At 59.9% G+C, this 17889-nt stretch carries 20 protein-coding genes and 5 pseudogenes; 11 read left to right on the top strand and 14 right to left on the bottom strand.

The window, feature by feature from the left end; genetic code table 11:
* Positions 1-22 precede the first annotated feature (22 nt).
* A complete protein-coding gene (mmsF, locus tag XM1_RS10895) occupies positions 23-346 on the bottom strand; it encodes a magnetosome protein MmsF (RefSeq protein ID WP_008620754.1) in 324 nt (107 codons plus the stop codon).
* Positions 347-363: 17 nt separating this feature from the next.
* Complete coding sequence (gene mms6 / locus XM1_RS10890; protein ID WP_011383391.1) at positions 364-837, bottom strand: magnetic particle specific iron-binding protein Mms6; 474 nt, start codon at positions 835-837, stop codon at positions 364-366.
* 616 nt (positions 838-1453) lie between these two features.
* On the opposite strand from mms6, the gene mamG reads away from it, so the two are divergent.
* The 4 genes from mamG to mamC all read left to right on the top strand — a co-directional run bounded on the left by mamG (position 1454) and on the right by mamC (position 3542).
* On the top strand, positions 1454-1765 hold the full coding sequence (gene mamG, locus XM1_RS10880) for a magnetosome protein MamG (RefSeq protein WP_068433403.1): 312 nt from the start codon (positions 1454-1456) through the stop codon (positions 1763-1765).
* Positions 1766-1779: 14 nt separating this feature from the next.
* A complete protein-coding gene (mamF, locus tag XM1_RS10875) occupies positions 1780-2115 on the top strand; it encodes a magnetosome protein MamF (protein ID WP_008620747.1) in 336 nt (111 codons plus the stop codon).
* A 76-nt stretch (positions 2116-2191) separates the two neighbouring features.
* Positions 2192-3136 carry a magnetosome protein MamD gene (gene mamD, locus XM1_RS24675; RefSeq protein WP_197603114.1) on the top strand — a complete coding sequence of 315 codons (945 nt, stop codon included), beginning with the start codon at positions 2192-2194 and terminating at the stop codon, positions 3134-3136.
* Between the two features lie 31 nt (positions 3137-3167).
* Positions 3168-3542 (top strand): magnetosome protein MamC, encoded by a 375-nt coding sequence (gene mamC, locus XM1_RS10865; protein WP_008620745.1) that lies wholly within the window; start codon positions 3168-3170, stop codon positions 3540-3542.
* 84 nt (positions 3543-3626) lie between these two features.
* Here mamC and XM1_RS10860 read toward each other — a convergent pair whose 3' ends face one another.
* The 4 genes from XM1_RS10860 to XM1_RS10845 form a co-directional block, all read right to left on the bottom strand.
* Positions 3627-3947, bottom strand: coding sequence for a hypothetical protein (locus XM1_RS10860; RefSeq protein WP_068433401.1), 321 nt, complete (start codon positions 3945-3947; stop codon positions 3627-3629).
* 874 nt (positions 3948-4821) lie between these two features.
* Positions 4822-5850, bottom strand: coding sequence for an IS110 family transposase (locus XM1_RS10855; RefSeq protein WP_068430816.1), 1029 nt, complete (start codon positions 5848-5850; stop codon positions 4822-4824).
* Between the two features lie 376 nt (positions 5851-6226).
* Entirely contained in the window at positions 6227-6631 is a 405-nt protein-coding gene (locus tag XM1_RS10850) for a response regulator (protein ID WP_011383385.1), read from the bottom strand.
* Positions 6632-6809: 178 nt separating this feature from the next.
* A complete protein-coding gene (locus XM1_RS10845) occupies positions 6810-7289 on the bottom strand; it encodes a hypothetical protein (protein ID WP_008621838.1) in 480 nt (159 codons plus the stop codon).
* A 386-nt stretch (positions 7290-7675) separates the two neighbouring features.
* On the opposite strand from XM1_RS10845, the gene XM1_RS10840 reads away from it, so the two are divergent.
* The 3 genes from XM1_RS10840 (at position 7676) to XM1_RS10835 (ending at position 9766) form a co-directional block, all read left to right on the top strand.
* The gene (locus XM1_RS10840; protein WP_068433399.1) at positions 7676-7888 is read left to right on the top strand and encodes a hypothetical protein; all 213 of its coding nucleotides are present in this window, start codon (positions 7676-7678) and stop codon (positions 7886-7888) included.
* Between the two features lie 763 nt (positions 7889-8651).
* Positions 8652-9023: a tol-pal system YbgF family protein gene (locus XM1_RS23230; RefSeq protein WP_082700456.1), complete on the top strand. Its 372-nt coding sequence runs from the start codon at positions 8652-8654 to the stop codon at positions 9021-9023.
* A 287-nt stretch (positions 9024-9310) separates the two neighbouring features.
* Positions 9311-9766 carry a biotin/lipoyl-binding protein gene (locus tag XM1_RS10835; RefSeq protein WP_231920769.1) on the top strand — a complete coding sequence of 152 codons (456 nt, stop codon included), beginning with the start codon at positions 9311-9313 and terminating at the stop codon, positions 9764-9766.
* Between the two features lie 22 nt (positions 9767-9788).
* Here the strand turns inward: XM1_RS10835 and XM1_RS23970 are convergent, their stop codons facing one another.
* Complete coding sequence (locus XM1_RS23970; RefSeq protein WP_156428700.1) at positions 9789-10079, bottom strand: hypothetical protein; 291 nt, start codon at positions 10077-10079, stop codon at positions 9789-9791.
* A gap of 481 nt (positions 10080-10560) precedes the next feature.
* A complete protein-coding gene (locus XM1_RS10830) occupies positions 10561-10911 on the bottom strand; it encodes an MbcA/ParS/Xre antitoxin family protein (protein WP_068433398.1) in 351 nt (116 codons plus the stop codon).
* A gap of 94 nt (positions 10912-11005) precedes the next feature.
* Here XM1_RS10830 and XM1_RS25275 point away from each other — a divergent pair, with 94 nt between their 5' ends.
* On the top strand, positions 11006-11482 hold the full coding sequence (locus XM1_RS25275) for a hypothetical protein (protein ID WP_172821912.1): 477 nt from the start codon (positions 11006-11008) through the stop codon (positions 11480-11482).
* Positions 11483-11505: 23 nt separating this feature from the next.
* Here XM1_RS25275 and XM1_RS25270 read toward each other — a convergent pair.
* Positions 11506-11796, bottom strand: a pseudogene (locus XM1_RS25270) (transposase); the annotation flags it as partial.
* 248 nt (positions 11797-12044) lie between these two features.
* Between XM1_RS25270 and XM1_RS23215 the strand changes: the two are divergent.
* Positions 12045-12331 (top strand): annotated as a pseudogene (locus XM1_RS23215) (transposase); the annotation flags it as partial.
* On the opposite strand, the pseudogene XM1_RS10815 reads toward XM1_RS23215, so the two are convergent.
* The 3 genes and pseudogenes from XM1_RS10815 to XM1_RS10810 all read right to left on the bottom strand — a co-directional run.
* Positions 12302-12744: pseudogene (locus XM1_RS10815) on the bottom strand (IS5 family transposase); the annotation flags it as partial. The pseudogenes XM1_RS23215 and XM1_RS10815 sit on opposite strands and share 30 nt — an antisense overlap.
* Positions 12745-12898: 154 nt before the next feature.
* Positions 12899-13147, bottom strand: coding sequence for a hypothetical protein (locus tag XM1_RS23965; protein ID WP_011383368.1), 249 nt, complete (start codon positions 13145-13147; stop codon positions 12899-12901).
* Positions 13148-13206: 59 nt separating this feature from the next.
* Positions 13207-13710: pseudogene (locus XM1_RS10810) on the bottom strand (transposase); the annotation flags it as partial.
* A gap of 115 nt (positions 13711-13825) precedes the next feature.
* Here XM1_RS10810 and istA point away from each other — a divergent pair.
* Together istA and XM1_RS23210 are read left to right on the top strand one after the other, a co-directional pair.
* Positions 13826-14545 (top strand): annotated as a pseudogene (gene istA, locus XM1_RS10805) (IS21 family transposase); the annotation flags it as partial.
* Complete coding sequence (locus XM1_RS23210; RefSeq protein WP_082700453.1) at positions 14526-15584, top strand: HD domain-containing phosphohydrolase; 1059 nt, start codon at positions 14526-14528, stop codon at positions 15582-15584. The pseudogene istA and the gene XM1_RS23210, both read left to right, overlap by 20 nt.
* A 46-nt stretch (positions 15585-15630) precedes the next feature.
* On the opposite strand, the gene XM1_RS25220 is transcribed toward XM1_RS23210, so the two are convergent.
* Together XM1_RS25220 and XM1_RS23205 are read right to left on the bottom strand one after the other, a co-directional pair.
* Positions 15631-17184 (bottom strand): ATP-binding protein, encoded by a 1554-nt coding sequence (locus tag XM1_RS25220; protein ID WP_068433396.1) that lies wholly within the window; start codon positions 17182-17184, stop codon positions 15631-15633.
* Positions 17185-17293: 109 nt separating this feature from the next.
* Positions 17294-17707: a PhnD/SsuA/transferrin family substrate-binding protein gene (locus XM1_RS23205; protein ID WP_082700451.1), complete on the bottom strand. Its 414-nt coding sequence runs from the start codon at positions 17705-17707 to the stop codon at positions 17294-17296.
* Between the last annotated feature and the right edge of the window lie 182 nt (positions 17708-17889).

Raw genomic sequence — 17889 nt, 5'->3', positions numbered from 1 at the left:
ATCATCGGGTCCGAAGATCAGATCAGATCCGGTGGGCGACCCAGCTGATCAGGGGCAGCTTCCACGCCCGCTGGAACACTACGGAAACCAGGCCGAGCAGGGAGAACACCAGAACCCCCATGGACGAGAAACCGAAAATCCACTTCCCCAGAACGGGAACATGCAGCGCGAACAGCGCCAAAACGCCCCACATCCAGATCACCAGCCCCTGCTTGGCGTGGAAGTAGACGAATTCGTCGTCCCGATCCACCAGAAGCGGAACGAAGCACAAGACGCTGAGATAGGACAGCGCCGCCATGACCGTCGTGCGCGCACCGAGCGTGCTGCGAAGGATAGCTTCAGTCATTCCCCCCTCCTCCTCGTTCAGGCCAGCGCGTCGCGCAGTTCGACTTCCTCGTCGCTCTGCGCCGATTCGATATCACGGCTCTTCATATACGCGTAAACCGCCCCGGCGCCAACAACGCCGAGAATGATCGGCCCCCACGCGCCCAGACCGAGACCCAGACCGAGGCCCAGCCCCTTACCGGTCCAGATGGTTCCACCGACGACCTTGGCACCGGCGGCGGCCTTGCCCGCGCCAAGGGCGACCTTGGTCCCGGCGCCCTGGGCGGCGGCAACATTGGCAGGAGCCGCCGGAGCGGCAACGGCGGTGGCAACACCCGTCTTGGCGGCGATGCCGGTCTTGGCGACGGTTCCGGTCTTGGCGGCGCCCGTCTTGGCAGCCCCGGCCTTGGCGGCGGCGCCCTCGCGCTCCATCTCGCCCATGGCGGCGGCGGCCTTGGTTCCGGCCGGGGCCCCTGGGGGGCAAATAACTCCGTTGGCGATCTGAGCTGGCACCTCGGTTCTCCTCACAATCAAGTAGCGCGGGACTGAAAACGCCAGCCCCCCTTCAGACTAGCGGCATCAATAACATGAGATCATTGCTGAGGACAACACGTTACGAGGACAACGTCACGACAGCGGAGAAGTTGCGACCAACTATTATTTTCTCTCTCAGAAGAGCAAAAGAGAATTAGTCGCACTTTCCCGCCTTTGGCGTCTTGCAGCCGCCGCAGCCGAGACCGCAACCTTTGCCCCGATAGAAACGCCGCGCCGCCCAGGCCCCCACTAAAGCGACCACGGCGAGCGCGGCGGTCACATCCCAAAGATCAAGCATGACGAGCACCTCATGGCCGGGGACTTTCGAGTGCCACAGGAAACAAGCCACCGTCAACATCCAAAGGGATCGTTCCCAAGCCGACCAGGATTGAATACGTCAACCCCGTCCGGTTTGGCGCGCATGCAATTCACTCTCAACAAAATATCTGGAGATGAAGCGCATAGTCATCCCCAGCCGAAGATCACATGACCCGAAGAGAAGTTGAGAGGAGCTATCAACGCATTTTCTGTTTGCCTGGGCTCTTGTTTCAATTATTCTTGCCAGGCTGTACGTGAGGATTCGGAGTGTAGAGTCATGGCCGCTCAGGCTGGAGGGCAGATTTTGGCAAACGCCGCCGCCCCGGCAAAGGCTTCGGCTGCCGCGGGGGTCGGGACCGGCGGAGCCGCCCTCGGCGTCGGGAGCGGCATCATCGCCTCTCCGGTCGGGACAGCCGCCATCGGCAACGCCATGCTGACCGGCAAGGGTGTCTGTCTCGGGCTCGGACTGGGACTCGGTGCCTGGGGACCCGTGCTTATCGGCATCGCCGGGCTGGCGGGCGCCGCCTATCTGGTCGGCAAATTGAAAAACTGCAAGGCGGAGGTTGATGCCGCCGCCGATGCGACTTAAGCGAGGATACGACAATGGCTGAGGCAATCTTGCTCGAAACCGAAAATACCCCCTGCGGCTGCCGCTCCTATCTGATGGCGGGCCTGAGCTATCTGGGCATTCTCTGCTTCGTCCCGCTGCTGATGAGCCGGGACGACGAATATGTGTACTTCCACGCCAAGCAGGGCTTGGTCTTGTGGATGTGGAGCGTCCTGGCCATGTTCGCCCTGCATCTTCCCCTGATCGGCAAGTGGCTGTTTGGTTTCTCGTCCATGGGCGTGCTGGTTCTGTCGGTGGCTGGTCTGGCCTCGGTGGCGCTGCGCCGCACCTGGCGCCTGCCGCTGGTCGGCTATTTCGTCGCGTTGATCTGATCCAAAGCCGCTCGACAAGCCCGCCGGTTTCAGGCGCATAGCGGCATTCTCGCCGCCGTAAGGAAAGACAGACACGATGCAGGACCTTTTCCTGGCCAAGGTCGAAAGCGCCATGCAGGCGTCTCAGGTTTCCGCCCTCGCCGGTCAGACCGCGACGGTCACCAAGGTGTCGGCGGCCACCAATCTCGCCACCATCACCCCCACCGCCGCCGGACAAGCGCCAATCATCGTCAAGCTGGACGCGACCCGGCAGGTGGTTGAACTGCAGGCTCTGGTCGGCAAGACCGTGATGGTCGGCAAGACCCCCGCCGCCATCGGCGGTATCGGCAACTGGATCGCCTTGACCCCGGTCACCGGCGCCAAGGCCGCCGCCGCCGCCACGGGCGCGGGACAATTGGTGATGATGAAGGTGGAAGGCACCGCCGCCGCCGTCAACCTGCCCGCCCTGGCCGGCAAGAGCTTCACCATCGCCCAGCCCCCCGTCGCCGCCGGAACCAAGGCGGCCGGCATGCTGTATCTGAACCCGGTCGGCGGCGGCGATCTGATCGCCATCAACGTCCAGAACGCCGCGACCCAGACCGGCGGCCTGGTGGGCAAGACCTTCGTGATCGCCCCCAGCCCCGTCATCGGCGGCACCACCGGCAAATTCCTGGTCCTGAAGCCCCTGACCGCCGGAGCGGGCAAGGCCGTCGGCGGCGGCGCCATCGCCGCCAAATTCATTCCGGCCGCCGTCACCGGCACCGGCGGAGCCGCCGCCGTGGGCGCTGGATCAGCCTCGTCGCTGCTGACCGCCGGAGCCGGCACCGTCACTCCCATCACCGCCGCCGGAACCGGCAGCGCCATGCTGTCCGCCAAGGGGCTTGGCCTCGGCCTCGGTCTGGGACTCGGCGCCTGGGGGCCGTTCCTTCTGGGGGCCGCCGGACTGGCCGGGGCCGCCGCGCTCTATGTCTGGGCGCGACGCCGCCACGGCACCCCCGACCTGTCCGATGATGCGCTCCTGGCTGCGGCCGGGGAAGAATAAGACCGACATCCGAACCACAAGGACCATCGTAATGCCCTTTCACCTTGCCCCCTATCTGGCGAAATCCGTTCCCGGCGTCGGCGTTCTCGGCGCCCTGGTCGGCGGCGCCGCCGCCTTGGCCAAGAACGTCCGCCTCCTGAAGGAAAAGCGCATCACCAATACCGAAGCGGCCATCGATACCGGCAAGGAAACCGTCGGCGCCGGCCTGGCCACCGCGCTTTCCGCCGTGGCCGCGACCGCCGTCGGCGGCGGCCTGGTTGTATCGCTGGGCACCGCCTTGGTGGCCGGCGTTGCCGCCAAATATGCCTGGGATCGCGGCGTCGATCTGGTCGAGAAGGAACTGAACCGCGGCAAAGCTGCCAACGGCGCTTCCGACGAGGACATCTTGCGGGACGAACTGGCCTGACGCCCTCCGGTTCCGGCCGACCGCCCCCTTCGGAGCGGCATGGCAGAAACCAAGCGGGGCCGAAAACACCCCACGGCGGATGGGTCAGTCTGTCGAAAGGTTGATCTTGCGCATTCCCTTGACGCAGAACCGCCGATGCCGAGCCAGGGCGGCATGGTTTCGCATGATGGAATCGCAGTCGGGGCAGCTGATCAGCTTGACCGAGGTGTCATGCCCGGTCCGCCGGTCGGCGGCCTTGGACGGTCCATGCCCGCCCGATTGCGGATGGCCGTGCTCGCAGATTTCGCGCAGTGTTATGAAAACCGACGCCACGACGTCCTGTTTCGGCTTGATCGCCCGACCGCAGCAGCCCGCCCACGCCAGCACGATTTTTTCCGCAAGTCTGGCCAGATCATCGTCACGCATGGCGTGGCAAACGAAATGATCGCGGCCTATGCCTCAAGATCGCTGACGGGTTCGCCCAATTCCCCTGCGAATTTGCGGCATAGATAGACACTACACAATGCCGCCACAGCGAGAACCGAAAGAACGCCCCACCCAATACCGGCACTGACACAGATCGCCAAGGTCTTGCCGACCATCGGCGACATTGTCAATGCCTTTGCCCCTCCAATATTCGTAGCGACCATTATCATCTCCCACGACGCCCACCATCCTGGTTGGCGATCGTCACATTTTATTACATGTCTGGGGGGGGGGGGGTAGCAAGTAAAAATTGTGGATAATTAGACGCATTTTATATTATACTCTATTTATATCCCATGCATTATTCATTCGCATCTCATTTATACTAAGAAATATTGGTTGGAACCGATCAACAGCGCCCTCAGCCGCGGGCGACGCCTTCCGTCCAACCTACGCCGCGACAAGATTCGCGCCGATTTGGCTCCAGCCGATCCAAGATTTTGGAATGAGCGGCGCGCCTTCAAATATGAGGCGCGACGCTCAGGCGAGCATTGGGCGAGCGGCCAAACGGCCGGAGAACCGCGCTCGGGCAGAAGGACCAACATAAAGCGAGATCATCGTGCGTCATGTGTGGACAGCCCCTGCGTTGCAAGGAGATTTTTTCGCGCTGACGCCCCGGTCGGGTGCAGTCATGTGTCCGGCCTGTTTGCGCGGCACTCTGACCGCTGGCCATGATGTGATCCGTGAAACGGCTCCCGATCAGATTTACGACCTTGGCGGCCATGACGTACGCTGGGTTTTGCCGTTCCTTGGATTGACCGGTCGCCATCACGCTTTCATCGCCCTCGCAACTGGTTGTTCCTCGCGCTCTTTCTCAGGCGGCCTGTGCTGCCGCGTCGTGATAGAGGCCACCCTTGGCGAGGATGGCCCAGGCGGTGCGCGCCATCTTGTTGGCCAGGGCGACGGAGATCTGCCGTGCCGTCTTACCCCGCGCCATCATGCCCGCCAGCCATGTGCCTTGCTCTTTGCGCCGCCGCCATAAAGTGCCGGTGGCGCCGACCACCAGGAGCGACCGCAGATAGCGGTCCCCAGCCTTGGTGATCGGCCCCAGCACGGTTTTGCCACCGGTGGAATTCTGCGATGGCACCAGCCCCAGCCAGGCGGCGAAGTCTCGCCCCGTCTTGAAGCGCTTGGGATCGCCCATGGCGGCAACGATGGCGCTGGCGATCAGCGGGCCGATGCCGGGAATGGAGGCGACCCTCTGGCTGTCGGCGTCGTTACGGTGCCATCTCAGGATTTCGTGATCCAGCGCATCGATCTTGGAGTCGGTCTCACGCACATGCGCGGCCAGCATCGCCATGGCTTCACGAGCCGCCTGAGGCAATGCCGCATCCGGTGCGTCCAGCGCACAGACGACCAGCCTTGCCAGCCCACCTTGCCCCTCCGGTTCGATGATGCCGTATTCGGCAAAATGCGACCGCAGCGCATTGCCGAGCATGGTGCGCTGGGTCACCAACAGGCGGCGGGTGCGATGGAGCATCAGCACCGCTTGCGCCTCCTCGCTCTTGACCGGCACGAACTCCATGTGCGGCCGTGTCACCGCCTCGGCGATCGCCGCAGCGTCGGCTGCGTCGTTCTTCCGTCCTCGCTTGACATAGGGCTTGACCCGCGAGGGCGGGATCAGGCGCACCTCATGCCCCAGTTTGGCCAGCGTCCGCGCCCAATAATGGGCTGAGGCGCACGCCTCCATCCCCACCACGCAGGGCGACAGCTTGGCGAAGAACGTCACGACCTCGGAGCGGCGCAACTGCCGCCGGATCGTCACGGCACCGTCGCCATCGACCCCGTGGACCTGGAAAACCCGCTTCGCCAGATCAAAACCAATCGTGCTAACCTCGGTCATGGACGGCCCCCTTCAAATGGTGTGTCTCGACAACCACCATCTTGGCGCATTGCGACGCCGGTGAGCAGGGGCCGTCCACCCCATCATATTTGACGCACGATGATCTGAACGCAAATCCCCGCATGGCTTGCGCCCAAGTTGCAATATTGCGAATCAGTTGCGGCAGCGACGTGAGTATTGGAGTGTGCCGCGCAAGTCACGGGGAAGAAATGGCCCCCACGGCTTAATTCAGACCGGTCCCCATGGCTGCTTTTCCAGATCAGCCCCCCTGTCCCGGGCTTATTGCGTCCCTGAAACAAGCCCGATGGGATGCCGACGGCGGGAATCGGGGCACAGCAAGCCATCCGTCCGACCCTGTGCAGAATCGACGATCACATCAGTTCATCGGGGCGGCACTCTCGCCCAGAGCCATGACGAAGGCCGCATGCAGCCTCTTGATGGAGAATGGCTTTTTCAGGAAGCAATTGGCTCCGGCCGCCAAGGCCATTACCTCGGCGCTGTCGCCTTGCACCCCGGTGGCCACGATTATGGGAATGCTCGGGACAATCCCGTCCTGCCCGGCTCGGATGCGCCGGATACATTCAATGCCATCCATGCCCGGCATCATCCAATCCATGACGATAATGTCAGCACCGCCTTCACGCAGGACCTGCATAGCCTCGTTACCGTCCTCCGCCTCAACGACCTCCGTCACGCCGAACTGATGCAAGACGACCTTGATCAGCGTCCGCATTTGCGGCGAATCCTCGACGATGACTGCTCGCTTGCAACTGTGATGCATGGTCAAAATCCAGACTGTGATTGCTGCGTGGCGTCACGCAACAATTATAACAAGAACGGCAAATGGCATATATATATATATATCTGGCAATACCAAGCGGAAGGTGAGCGCCGATCTTCACGGCATCTGCAGCAACACCAGCCTGGGCTGAATTAACCGAAATCGTACGCCCCGCCCATTAGCCGCTCCGGCGGCTCAGCCCCGCCCGCAGCAGCTTCGCCTCCATAGTCCCGACATCGAAAGCCCCCCCATCCCGAGGCACCATGTCCTCCAGCAGAATCGGGCAGGATCGGGGCAGTTCAATGGCGGTCGGCCGAATCTGCCCGGCCGCCTCGCGGACCTGCAGCCAGATATCTTCCATATCCAGATGACGCCGAAAGCCCGGCCGCCAGACGAGGGCCAGCTGGGATTGGGTGAAATCCAGGCGCTGCAATTGCCCGCGATCATCGTAGGCCGCAAGCTTCACCAGGGCCAGCAAGGCGCGAAAGATCCACCCGGCCGCCTGATCCACCTTCAAAGTCGCCCCGTCTTCGATCTCTTGAGCCAGCGCCTGGGGATCGAGCCCCGCCGGACAGGTGGCGACGGGCAGGCGCCGCAGCAGCGCCGCCTGATCGCGGCACCATCCCACCCAATCGGCATCACGGTCCGTGGTTGTCATTTGATCACGCCTTGCCGCAGGAAGCCCGCACCCGACCGAACCATCTATTTACCCTGCGCGGCGCCCTTCTGTCACCGCCCATGGAGATCACCTTCCCCCAGGCAACCATGAAATGGCGAAAACTCTCCGCGAATCTGATAAGACGTAATTCAAGACCTCATGTGATGGGATGGACGCGGCAAGTGACCAGGAAATGCGGAAAGCCGGTTTGCGACAATGCGGCCTCCTGTGCCGCGGACACGGAGCGGACGCCCCCCCCTTCCGCCACCAGGCGCGCCAAGGCCAGGACGCCGAAGCCCCGTCGAAGCGATCTTCGGGACGCCGGTCCGACCGACGCCGTGCCCGCCCCACCGCCCCCCGCTCCGGCCGTCGAAGCCGCGCCGGCCGTGGCGACGGGTCCGTCCGTCAAAACCGGGCTGGGCGAGGTCCATTGGCAAAAGCGGGAGGAAGCGGGCATCTTGGATGGCCGCGAAAGCCTGTTCATCAAGATCTGGAACGCTATTTCCTCGTTCCGGACGCCCAAGGCGCCGGTCCGTCCGAAGACGCCGAAGAAACGGCCCGAAGCGGAGCTTGACCCTTATGCCGATTTATTCGGCTAGATGTGAAGTCTCAGGAGGTTGCCCACTCGATCTGAACCATCCGGCTCCGGCCGTCACTCTGATGGAGATCGCCGAGGGCGACAGCTTTCATGATCCACTCCCCTTGAGGGCGTGTCATTGAACACTGATGGCGGAGTGATCACGTGACCGATTGAAACCAGGATTATGGGATCAGCCGAACCCGGGGGCGACCGCGGCCCCCTCTATGCGGTAGCCAACGGGCTCAACACGCGCCTCGTCCGCCGGTATCAATTGCTTGACTGCTCTTGGAGATCGAGCACAATTCCTACAGGAGAGCGGTTTCGCCAATTCGCCCTCCCCCCGCGAGGCCGGCCGGGCCGCCTTCGACAACCACCCGGTCGGCCATCTGCATTTTGGGAGAACGGTATGCGTCACTTTGGCCTATCTGCCGCCGCCAGTTCGTCACCGCTCCAGGCTCCGGTTTACATGGCTGGGTTTGACTGCCGCTTTCGCCGGTGCCGTAATCGTCTGGGGCCGGCAGGGGGCCATCATTCGCGTCACCCGCCGCACCTTGCTCTACACCGAAACCGCCATGTCCAAGACACATCTCTTGATACCGGCAAAAACAGCATCGACAACAACCGCGACATGACCCGCTCCCACAGCTTCGTCCTCGACATCATACTCAAGAACGATATCTCCAAAGTGGCGCAAACTCCTTCAAAGTCACTCTCAGTCTTGATCACATCCTGGCACGCAAGGCGATCTAATCAGCGCCAAACAACCCTGGAGGACATTTGGCGTGTCGAATGACGGATTTTCGATCTCCGAAATCATAGAAATTTCCGAAAAGGCAGTTAGTGCGGGTGATTTCGTGCGTGCAATTAGACTGTACAGCGCGTGGATCGACATGAATCAATCTGATGATATGTTGTTTCTGGCGCATTTTTATCTTGGCGTTGCATATCGCAAGAATTATCAATTTGAACTTGCCGCCAGTTCGTTCAAAAACTCTTTGGACTTAAACAAAGAATTTATGAATTCTTACATTCTGATGCAATACTGTCAAATAATGGCAACCACCAACGACACACCCACTGGCGGGGTGAGCCAAGTTCCCGCATGCTCTCAAGATAAATTGTTTAAAGATATTGCTAAGTTACGGCGCAAATAAAATCAGAAGCGATAAAGCTCTGGCAGCTCCCGGCACATCGCAAGTCCTGTTAAGGGCTTGCAGCCCCCCCCCAGCCGCGATAAGACGAAGCCGTTTCCTCCCTTCCCGATGACGTCGAATCCCTGCGCCATATCATCGCCGGGCTGACCGGAAAGTTGGCGGCGGCGGCGGTCAGCACCTCTTCATCATCCCGCCCCTGTGGCTCACGTCGCTGTGTCGAGCGTGGCTGTCCCAGCACCAGGCAAGTCCGGCGCTCCTCTTTCTGTGCATTCGAGGCATTGGCGGTCATGGCTGTCCTGGTTTATCACTTCTTCATCAAGGCGGTGGGGATCTTGTTGTTTGCGGTGGAAATAGGATGGTTCGTGTTTCTGCCGTTCTGGAACGAGGCCAAGGAGTGGTGGAAACGTCGCGAAACCATCGGACGGTCACGGCGGTCCTTGCTGCCGGTGGGGTTCTTTGTTGCCACGCTTGTCCTGGCCCTGGTCCCGTGGCGCGCCCATGTCAGCGCGCCTGCCGTCATGAAAGCGGAACGCCATCTGGAGCTTTATGCCGCCAGCCCGGCCCGGATTGAACGCATCTTGATGGTGGAGGGAAGGCAGGTCGCCGAGGGTGAGTCCTTGGCGCTGCTATCCTCCCCCGATCTTGAGTATCGCCTGGCCCAGGTGGAGCGGCGAATCCTGGTCCTGGAATACGAACTGGCGTCGTTCTCATTCGATGCATCGGCCGCGGAAGCCGCAGGATAGTGCTCACCAAACACTCAGCCTATCAGCCGCGACAAATCGTAAGACTCTGGCCGATGGGCGGAAATCCGCTGAATAGCGGCACTTGATAAAATCGGGCATTGCGAACGAGGCGTGTCCAGAACGTCCATTCCATGAGCACCGAGACATTCCCGCCGAACGAGGTCTTGGGCATTATGACGCGAGCCCGCCTCACACACATCAACGCCTTGGCCTTCATGGCCACCCCGGCCGAATAGTAACGCGTTGCCGGCGGCTGCAGATGCAAGTAACGTCGTTGCCATTTGCGGGAAGCCCTGGGGGCATTCTTGGCCATGGCGCTACACAGCCCCCCGTTCCTCGGCACCACAGAAGTGGTGCGCCCTCTGCCTGAGCGTCGCGCCTCACATACAAGGCACGACGCTCGAGATTTCAGCCCGATCATGCCTCGTATGGTCAGCTCACTTTTGACGCGATCCTGGCCACGTGCAGAGTTTTTCGGCACATCACCACAGACAGCCTCATGGCGTTCCGTCTTCCATGGCCTGATGGTCGATTGCGCACTTCATTTATTGTGTGGCGGATGGACGCAATCAATGCATCCCGCAATGGCTTCAATGGTTCTCTCGAGAGAACCGCCATCAAAAGCAATTCCGTCAATTTTTCAAGCTTGTCTGGCGCCTCTATATGTGACAAATGCCTAACTGTATCTACAAAGCATTGATCAAGTGCGCTTTTGGTCTGTTGTGAGTTCGAATTCATGGTCCATTTGTTCGCATTGTTTATTTGATGAGGCCGCGTTTGGCGCGTATTTTTGGTTAATCCTTGAAAATCTGTTCCTCATGGATCCGCCGCAATGCCTCCTCAATATGATCGGCAACGGCGGGATTCTCGGCCAATTGCATCAGAGATTTGCCCCCAAACCTCTCCTGCGGCTCCGTCAACCAGATGCAGGCCTTATCCTCATCGCCGAACACATGGTTCGCCAAAAGGGTTAAACGGTGGGCTCGGCCGACACTGATCCCGGTCAGCACAGGTTGCGGCGGTTCGGGCGTGACTGTCTCAACGATGCCCTGTGGGTCATCTCCGACGAGAATCTGGCGGATCTTGGCGACGATCTCCGCCAGTTTCGCCTCTCGATCAGGTTCGCTATCCACCGTGATCATCATCGTCCAATAGGCTCCAAGCGCGTCTCAAAACCCTTGTTCGTCCAGACTTTCGCATTATCTACTGGGCCGGCCATCAACTGACAAGGTGCTAAGCGTGGACGAAATTGTTACCGCCAACGAACGGGAGGAATTGATGGCCAATTTGGCCATCCAGGTTGCTCTCAGCCACCAGCCCAAGGCCCCGACCACCTGCAGGGAAGCCTTCTTACTGGCCAGCATGCTGGCATATCCGGCGTCACCGGATGTCGGTGCGCCCAAATGGGAATTCCGCGTGGTGAGCCTCAACAAGTGGTCGGCCTCATGGGGCCGTTATAAAAGCCAGGTTCCTCACACACCGGATTTGCCGGTCGGTCACATTTCTTGGATCTCCATGCAACCCTTATCCCAGCCTCAGGTCGCGGGCTGGAATTCCTCATGGCGCCGAAGCATCGCCCATATGATCCGGGCGTTCTTGTTGGCGACGGCGACAATTGCCCGGTTCGCCCCGCGATGCTCTCGCAGCGCATTGATCCATTGGCTGAACGGATCACTCCGTCTCGCGGCCACCCGCACCACGGCTCTCGCGCCATGAACGAGCAAGGTTCGCAGGTGCTGATCGCCGCGCTTGCTGATCCCCATCAGAATCTATCGACTGCCACTGGAATGCTGTCGTGGGACAAGCCCCATCCAAGCGGAAAGGTGTCGGCCATTCTTAAACTCCTTGCCATCTCCGACCGCCGCGATCACGGCGGTGGCCGTTTTGGGGCCGACGCCACAGATGCGGGCGATCCGTTGACAAGCCGCATTCGCGCGGAAGATCTCCCCGATGCGACGGTCGAACGCTTTGATCCGCTGGTCGGTCTGACCAAGAAACTCGTGGAGTTCCGTGATGGTTTCCCGAGCCATGGTGGTCAAACCGTTGTTCGGATCGGAGATGATCTCGGGGATGGCGCGCCGGGCTCGAGTGATCGAAGCACCGATCGCGAAGCCACGGTCCAGCAGGAGGCCGCGCATCGGCATCCGCCCCGTGCAGTTGGAACACGCTCTTCTCCAGATCGATACCCATGTATGTGATCGTCATGATCTCCTCCAACATCTGATGCGCCCCTTTGCAAGCGTTGCCGCTTGGGGGGAGAGACGTCCATCCCATTAAGTGGAAGGCCAAGTATGGCGGGCTCGACGTGTCGGAAGCCCGGCGGCTGAAAGCGCTTGAGGACGAGAACGCCCAGCTGAAGAAGCTGCTGGCGGAATCCATGCTGAACGAGGCCGCGCTCCGCGATCTGCTGGGAAAAAAATGGTGAGGCCCGCCGCCAAGCGAGAAGCTGTCGCCCATCTGCGAAGCCAATTCGAGATGAGCGAGCGTCGGGCCTGTGCGGTGATCGCGGCGGATCGCACCATGATCCGCTACCGTTCGGTTTGGCCCGACGACAAAGCGCAGCGGATTGCCCAAGGCATCGACGATGGCGTGGATCTTGGTGGTCAGCCCGCCGCGCGAACGCCCGATCGCACGAGCTTCAGGCCCCCTTTTTTGCCCGCCGCATGTTGGTGCGCCCGGACGATGGTCGAGTCGATCATGACGTATTCGAAGTCGGGGTCGTCAGCCATCATGGCGAAAAGCCGATCCCATACACCGTCCTTGGACCAGCGGGAAAAACGGATGAACGCGCTGTTCCAATTGCCGAAAAAATTCGGCAGATCACGCCAAGGCGAACCCGTTCGGGCCAGCCATAGCACAGCTTCCAGGAAAAGGCGGTTATCCGCACCAGTCCTGCCGGGATCGCTGCGCTTGCCCGGCAAATGCGGCGCCATCCGATCCCACTGATGATCCTTTAAGATCAAACGGACCCCGCTCATTCAAGCCTCCTTCTCGAAAAGGAGTTTGAATCAGATTTTGGGGGCCGTGGGAATCTGGAGGGTTCTCTGAGCTCCGGCCAAGGAGGCGCCAGCCCCAAAGGAGCCGGACCTCTGAGAAGCCGGATTGAACGAAACCGCGGGACGCGGACGAGGTCTATGGGGATTTGACCATGGCGGTGGGCATGGCTGGCGCCATCCGCGCGGAGAAGCCGGCCGACGGAACGCACACGGGCGTGGTGATCGGTGCTGCAATGGCGACGGCGGTGGCCCGGAGGTGGCGATCAGCGGCAGTCGTGGTCGCCGTGATGGCCGAACGGACGTGAATTGGGCGAGCAGCGGCGACGCCGACGGCCACCGTCGGTGTAATCGCGGTCACGAGGGACGGAAGCAGAGCGACGGTCATGACGTGTCGATCCGGTGGTTGGCATGGCCGGCCGGCGATCGGGGGATGGGTGCGAGCGGCACCATGGTGCCGCCGCAGCATGGGCAGCGGCGGAGGTCGTGGCCAGTGAGACGGTGATGGCGATCACGGTAGTCATCCGGGGTGCCGGCCACCGCGATCGGCGGCGTCGGCACGGCCAGCAGGCGGCGGCAGGTTTCCAGCTTGGCGGCGCGGCGCCCATTGGCGAGAAAGCCGTAATGGCGGATGCGGTGGAAGCCGTCGGGGAGGACGTGGAGCAAGAAGCGGCGGATGAATTCTCCGGGCTTCAGCGTCATCACCTTCTGCTTGTCGTGATGGCGATAGTCCTTCCAGCGGAAGCTGACACCCCCATCCTCGATTCCGCTCAATCGGCTGTTGGCGATGGCAACCCGGTGGGTATAGCGACCGAGATAGGCCAGCACTTGCTCGGGTCCGCCGAACGGGCGCTTGGCGTAAACTACCCAGTTCGCCTTGCGCAGCGGCGCAAGGTAGCGGGTGAAACCGGCGGGTTCGGCGAGGGCAGCGAGGTCGGAGAAGAAGGCGAGTGTGCGCGCCGGAGAGAAAGTAGGCCACGGATCGGCGCCGTTGTGGTGCTGAGGGCGGCGTAAAAGTCGGCCAGTGATATGCCCTTCGTTTCTGATGATGACGAAGGGCGGGAGCATGAAGCCCGTGGATCTTTATCTGTTGGTGCGGCAATCGGTCTTCGTTGAAGGCCGGTCCCGGCGAGAGACTGCGCGTTTATTCGGCATTGCGCGCAAGACGGTAGACAAGATGTGCGCGTTTTCGGTGCCGCCGGGGTATCGGCGGAAGGAGCCAGCCGCACGGCCGAAGCTGGACAGGTTCACCGGGATCATCGACCAAATTCTGGCCAATGACCCCAAGATGCCGGTGAAGCAGCGACATACGGCAAAGCGGATCTTCGAGCGTCTCAAGGCCGAGCACGGGTTCACCGGCGGCTACACCATCATCAAGGAATATGTGGCCGAGCAGCGGCTTCGATCGAAGGAGATGTTCGTGCCGCTATACCATCCGCCCGGCCATGCGCAGGTGGATTTCGGCGAGGCGCTGGCCGTAATCGGCGGGGTGGAGTGCAAGATCCACTTCTTCTGCATGGACCTGCCGCACTCTGATGCGACCTTCGTAAAGGCGTATCCGGCGGAGACCACCGAGGCGTTTCTGGATGGTCACGTGGCCGCGTTCGACCGTTTCGGCGGCCTGCCGGTGTCGATCCTCTACGACAACACGACGCTGGCGGTGGCCAAGATTCTCGGCGACGGCAAGCGGAAGCGGACGAGGGCCTTCACCGAGCTGCAGTCCCACTACCTGTTCACGGATCGCTTCGGCCGTCCCGGCAAGGGCAATGACAAAGGCAAGGTCGAAGCTGACCTCTGATGGCCAGTTCCCCCGTCACTGGCAGTTGGAAATTGCAGCGTCCCTTGCATTGATCGGCCAGCTATCGCTCCCAGTCGAATTGGTTCAAAAGCGGCACGCTGGCCGATCCATGAGCGTTGATGAACAATCAACGTTGGCCAGTGCCCCGGAAATAGCCAGCAACCTCATCACCAATATTCCGCGCTTGGGGAAGGTAGCCGAATCCATTTACCTCCAGGATCGTGGATTTGACGGTAGCGGCTTCCCTGACGGCGGCCCTGTTGGAGCGGATATTCCTCGGGATGCACGGATCCTCAAGGTGCTTAAAGACCTCAGCGAGGCCGTCGATGAGATTGGCGCGCCCAACGAAAAATCTTTTGCCCTTCTAGAGGGCAAGAAGGCGCAATACGACCCCGATATCTTTGATAAAATCCGTAAATGTCTTGAAGTGCCTCTGGCGGAGGGCCAAAACTCTTCCGATGACGATCGCAATCCGACTGCCGATGGCATAGACAGACCGGTAGATGAAGGCTCCGGATCTTCCTTACCAATCAAAAATAAAGCTGCCCGCAATATATCCGGAATCAGCTCTTTTCCCACGACAGAGACCGGCCGCAAAGCCTCATTATCTAGAAAGCGTCGGCGCCACCGCATAATCGCCGTCACTATTGCTTCTATTTTTCTTACCGCCATAGGAAGCATAGCAATCTTGTACGACAAGAGATCATCACCGCCGCTCAACGAGGTCAGTGCATCCGAATTAATCTTGCAAATGCAAATGGCTGCGAAAGGTGATGTTGCTGCTGCGAGCAATGTTTACGGTGGAAAGTTGTTGGTCAAGGACGGCCATATCCAAGTAGATAGTATTCCGCGATCAGCCTGTATTCAGGTCAGTTGGAAGCTTATTAAGACCGGAATGCTTAGCATCAACGGGCTGGTTGCCCAGCGAGTTACAGGCACTTCCATATCAAAGCAGTGCGACTCCCAGAACGCGAACATTTTAGCGTGGACTCCCTACCAGGCCAACGAGAAAGCCGAGGAGGAATGAGGACAAGCCCCCGTCTTTCAATCATTGATTTTCCAACGGTGGAAATCTATGCCACCGGGAGCCGGATTGTGAATACGGCTCCTTCCTCCTTCGAATCTCCGACGATAATTTGGCCGCCGTGCTTAACGACAACTACGTCATAGCAAATTGCCAGCCCCTGACCTGTACCCTTTCCCACGTCCTTGGTGGTGAAGAAAGGGTCAAAAATCCGGTCCTTGATGTCGTCCGGTACACCCGTACCACTGTCGGAAATGCGGACTTCGACAAAATCCCCGAGACTAAGAGTTTCGACGGTAATTTTGCCTGGTTTAAGCCTTCCTGATTCATCGATGGCGTGGGCCGCATTGATGATGAGATTTAAAAACACCTGATTCATCTCGCCGGGATGACAATTAACTCTTGGCAGTTTAGGGTCAAGTCTGGTCTCTAGGTCTGCAATATGTTTCCACGTGTTCCGTGAAACCGTTACGGTATTTTCTAAGGCACGATTGAGATCGACCACTGATTTTTGGGTCGTTCCTGGGTGGGAAAACTCTTTCATGGACAATACGATTCTTGCAACCTGCGCCACTCCCTCCAACGACTGGGAAATTGCGGGGGGCAGCTCATTTATCAAAAAGTCTAGATTGGCCTGTTTAACGCGCTCAAAATACTCCAGGACAAGCGCATCCCGGCTGGAGTAACGCTCCAAATCACTGGCCACTTTCCGTGCCTCGTCCAGAAGGGGGAGAATGTTTTTGGAGGCGTCTTGAATGAAGCTGAGATTGTCGCCGATATACTGGATCGGGGTGTTGATCTCGTGAGCAATACCTGCCGCCAATTGTCCGACACTGGCTAGGCGAGACGCCTGCAAAGCCTCACGCTGGGCTTCCTTGAGAGCGGCAGTCCGTTCCGTTACCAGATGCTCCAGCTCGGCATGCTGGTCGGCCCGGATACGTTCATATTGGCGTCGCTGGGTTAGATCGCCGACGGTTGCCACCACCATCGTCAGACCATCCACCGCCACCCGACTGGCAGTAATCAAGGCGGGAAAGCGGCTCGCATCAAAACGAACAGCCTCGATCTCCACACCTCCCGCCCCCACTATGCCTTCGAACGGGACCAACTGATTTACATCAGACCCAATAGCTCTGCTGGCCGGAACACCGAAAATGCGTTCGGCGGCATTATTGAACGATACAATTCTGCCTTGATCATCCAGCGACAAGATAGCTTCCGCCGAATTGTCGATGACCGCTTCCAACCGCCGCTCGCTTTGCCGAAGCGCTGCTTCGCGACTGCCGACGGCGTCACGCATGATCTGAAAGGCGCGAACCAACTTTCCGACCTCGTCGCCGGACGACATGGGTAAGGCGACATCGTAACTGCCTTCCGAAAGAAGGTGGCTGGCCTTGGCCAGCTTTTTCATCGGCCGGACTACCGAGTTGTTTTGAAGCCACACCACGGCCAAGGTTCCAAGCAACAAGATCAGCGCGACCATAAGTTCAAGCTGCTGCAAAACGGCAAAGGCAGGGGCCACTAGGCTATTTTCCTCAAGATCGACCGTGAGCATTCCCAGTGACCGCCCCGCCCAATCCAGCGGAACGCTAAGCCGGGTCATCGCCTCACTCCGCTCTGGCCTACCCAGGGGATAGAGCTGCCTTCCCGCTGGGGTCGTCAGGGTTAATGACCTCCACCAGGGATGGTTTTGCCTAACTTCGGAGAGCGTCTCATAAATCTTGGCCAGATCGCTGGCTAGAAGGTCCGGAACGATGGCCAGTGCCTTTCGCCACAACAACGACACCATACAGATCGTTTTCCACATCGCGGACAATTGGCTGATATCCCTGGAGGCGATGGGCGACCACGTAATGATAGGGGTTCATATAGGCGAAGTCATAAGCCCCGGCATTGAGGGCTTTTTCAAAGGCAGGTATGGTCGGCTCCATCACTAGTTGAAAGTGAAACCCGGTCATGGGTTCAAGCCGTTCGATAATTGGACGCCAAATGGCCTCGATGCGCCGATGATCGAACTGAGGCACGATCGAGATACTGTATGTCGGAGTATCGCCTGCCCGAGCTTCCGAATACCAGGCCGTCACGGCGAACATCAAGATGGCAACTGCTTTGCGATAACCCGGCATAACCCTCTCCTGACTTAGTTAGCCCTGGGCCTCGAGGCAAAGCGGCGCACCATGATGGGCTCCTTCAGCCGCGCCATCGCGTTGATGTTTTGCAGTCTCAGAAACAGCAGATCACTGATGGTTTCACCGGCGGCAAGTACCAGCCGTCCACTCTCGAGCGTCAGATCGCTTACCAAGACATC

It is taken from the genome of Magnetospirillum sp. XM-1, from assembly GCF_001511835.1.
Lineage (GTDB): Bacteria > Pseudomonadota > Alphaproteobacteria > Rhodospirillales > Magnetospirillaceae > Phaeospirillum.
Note: the sequence above shows the minus strand (reverse complement) of the source record. Positions and strands in the feature narration are given on the sequence as shown.